Source organism: Polaromonas sp. P3_C2, assembly GCF_056402675.1.
On the sequence record NZ_JBFUGX010000489.1, the window covers coordinates 1 to 3,178 of the forward strand.

Annotated in this window: 3 protein-coding genes; all 3 read left to right on the plus strand. The window is 59.0% G+C overall.

Features of this window, described 5'->3' with window-relative positions:
• The first annotated feature begins 126 nt into the window (after window positions 1-126).
• A complete protein-coding gene (locus tag AC1DWI_RS17655) occupies window positions 127-1,266 on the plus strand; it encodes a porin (RefSeq protein ID WP_477725326.1) in 1,140 nt (379 codons plus the stop codon).
• Between the two features lie 225 nt (window positions 1,267-1,491).
• A complete protein-coding gene (locus AC1DWI_RS17660) occupies window positions 1,492-2,352 on the plus strand; it encodes a DUF3047 domain-containing protein (protein ID WP_477725327.1) in 861 nt (286 codons plus the stop codon).
• A gap of 33 nt (window positions 2,353-2,385) precedes the next feature.
• The coding region (locus AC1DWI_RS17665) for an amidohydrolase (protein ID WP_477725328.1) at window positions 2,386-3,178 on the plus strand (793 nt) is incomplete at its 3' end.

Below are 3,178 nucleotides of genomic sequence, written 5' to 3' on the forward strand. Positions count from 1 at the left end.
GTCTGGTGCAATAGACCCAACTTCCCGAAACGGGGGTTGGCCCGGGTCTCTGGTGGTGCCATAAAGGCGAAAGTCTGAAATGGTCCCCGTGCCGGAGCCCTATGTTTAACCTTGGAGAAACTCTCAATGAAAAAGACTCTTATCGCCCTGGCTGCACTCGCTGCAACCGCTGGCGTTGCACATGCCCAATCCTCTGTGACCCTGTACGGCGTTGCCGATGCATTCGTTGGTCAGCAGAACGTTAAAGTTCAGTCGGCTACCACCAACACCAGCATTTCCAACAACATCCAAGGCGGCAGCGGTTTGAGCAGCTCGCGTTGGGGCCTGCGCGGTAGCGAAGACCTCGGTGGCGGCTTGGCTGCTGTGTTCACCCTCGAAGGCGGCTTCGCCATTGACAGCGGTGCTTTGGCTAACGCCGGCGGCAGCAGCGCTGCCGCTTCGACCAGCGTCCTGTTTGGCCGTACCGCTTCCGTGGGCCTGAAAGGCAGCTTCGGTGAAGTTCGCCTCGGTCGCCAGTACACCGCTTACGACTCGCTGCGCGGCGCTACCAACAACACGTATGACTCCAACACGTTCGCCACCACCGGCACCGTGTGGGGTGTTGGTCTGCAAGACTACAGCAACCGTGCCAACAACGCCATCCGTTATGACACCCCAGTTTTCTCTGGCTTCAGCGGTTCGGTGATGTACGCATTTGGTGAAGACAAGTCGGCAACGGTTTCTGCTTCCAGCAGCGCCAGCGCCCACATCAAGTACGCCAATGGCCCTCTGCTGGTCGGTTACGGCTACCAGGCTGAAAAGTCCAACGGTGTCAGCACGATGTTCTCCGGCGCGAACGGCCTTGGCGCCAACAGCATCGCTTCCGCCGCCAGCAATGCAGGTACCCCATCTCCGCTCGTGACTACCCGCAAGTACAACTTGCTGGGCGCTACGTATGACTTCGGCGTTGCCAAGCTCGTCGGTAGCTATAACACCGCCAAGGGCCTGATCGCCGCTGGTGTGGATGCCAMGGACAAGGAATACCAAGTGGGCGTGAGCGTTCCGTTTGGCGCCGCTTCCATTGCTGCTGGTTATACCCGTACCAAGAGCGAGTTCTCTGGCGTGAGCCGCAAAGGCACCGGCTACAGCCTGCTGGGTACCTATGATCTGTCCAAGCGCACCACGCTGTACACCGGTTACACCAATGTCAAGGGCGAGTCCGCAACGGACCTGACCCGTACCGACAAGGCAACCGTGTTTGCTGCTGGTGTTCGCCACACGTTCTAATCTGAAGCTGGCTTAAGCCAGTTTTTGATGAGAATCTGAAAGCCGTCTCGGGGTAACCCGGGGCGGCTTTTTTCGTGAAGAAAGACACATGTACACGTTTGATGCCGTGAGTCGTTGAAATTGGTGAAACTTTTCCGCATCTGCCGCGTTAAATGCGCAGGTTCTGCTATTTGAGTCAACTCGCAATAGATACTACGGTTCATCGTCGTCAGCCCCAATCTCTCAATGCCATTGCTACATCGCCACTTTTTCCTGTGCACGTTGCGTTTGCTTGCTGCCGGTTGCGTGCTCCTTATCGCGGGTTGTGCGGGATTCGCACCTTCCGCACCTGCAGCAGGCACGAACGTCGACTGGACTTCGGCGTCGTCCACAAGCACTACCGCAGATGCCATCAAGTGGCAGCACTRCACATTTCCGGGTAAGAAGTCGACCCGCTACCGTGCTGTGCGCATGGACGGGCGCAATGCCATCCTCGGTGAATCCGACAGCGCCGCCAGCATGCTGCGGCAAAACCTGCGTATAGAGCCCGCAGAACTTGGAACCCTGGGCTTTTCCTGGAAGGTGCCGAAGATGATTACGGGTGCGGACATGACGCAACGCGACAGCGATGATTCACCCGTGCGTGTGGTCCTGGCCTTTGAAGGTGACAGGTCGAAGTTTTCCGCCAAGAACGCCATGCTTTCAGAGCTTGCATTGGCACTGACAGGCGAGCCGCTGCCTTATGCGACTCTCATGTATGTCTGGGGCTCTCACAGCGCGCCAGAAAGCGTGATCATCAATACACGGACCGACCGGATCCGCAAAGTGGTGATCGAATCCGGTCCCGGCCGCCTTGATCGCTGGCTCGATTACCAGCGTGACATTCGTGCCGACTACCAAAAGGCCTTCGGCGAGCCGCCCGGCGCTTTGGTCGGTGTCGCCATCATGACTGACAGCGACAACACGCGCCAAATCACCAAGGCATGGTACGGCCCCGTCAGCTTCAAAAGCAAAACTGCAAGCATGGTGGCCAGGCCCGCAATGGCGCCGGAATTGCTGCAGGTTTCACAAACCCCTGGATTTGCACCGCTATCCCTTCGGGACTAGTATTTAACCTGCTGAACTCGGGACTCCACTGACATGCGCGCTCCGGCCAATCTTCCAAGTGCTTCATCCATTCAGCCTGCCGCAGCGGGAGATATTGCAAACCCCGATCGCCCCTCTCCACTGCGTGCCTCTGGGCGGGCCTTTGCGCAAATAGCGCAATACCACCCCGAACTGACCGCCTTCCGGCGCGACCTGCATGCCCACCCGGAACTCGGGTTTGAAGAGGTTTACACCTCCAGCCGGGTAGTGCATGCGCTCAAGTTATGCGGTGTTGACGAGGTGCACACCGGTGTTGGGAAAACAGGTGTTGTGGCTGTCATCAAGGGTCAGCAGTCAGCCAAGGCTTCCGGTCAACCCGGCTTTAAGCCCATGATCGGGTTGCGTGCTGACATGGACGCGCTTCCCATGACAGAACACAACGAGTTTGGCTGGAAGTCCGCCAAGGCCGGGTTGATGCACGGTTGCGGGCATGACGGGCACACCACCATGCTGGTAGGCGCCGCCCGTTACCTCGCAGAGACCCGCAATTTTGCCGGCGATGCGGTGCTGGTTTTCCAGCCCGCGGAGGAGGGGCGTGGAGGGGCCGATGCGATGATCAAGGACGGCTTGTTCGAGCGTTTTCCCGTGCAAGCCATTTACGCCATGCACAACTGGCCCGCGATGCAGCCTGGCACCATCGGGATCAATCCCGGCCCCATGATGGCCGCGGCCGACCGCATCACCATCGAGATTACCGGCAAGGGCGGCCACGGGGCACACGCCTACCTCACGGTCGATCCGGTGCTGGTGGCCGCTCACATCATCACCGCGGTGCAAGGCATCGTCT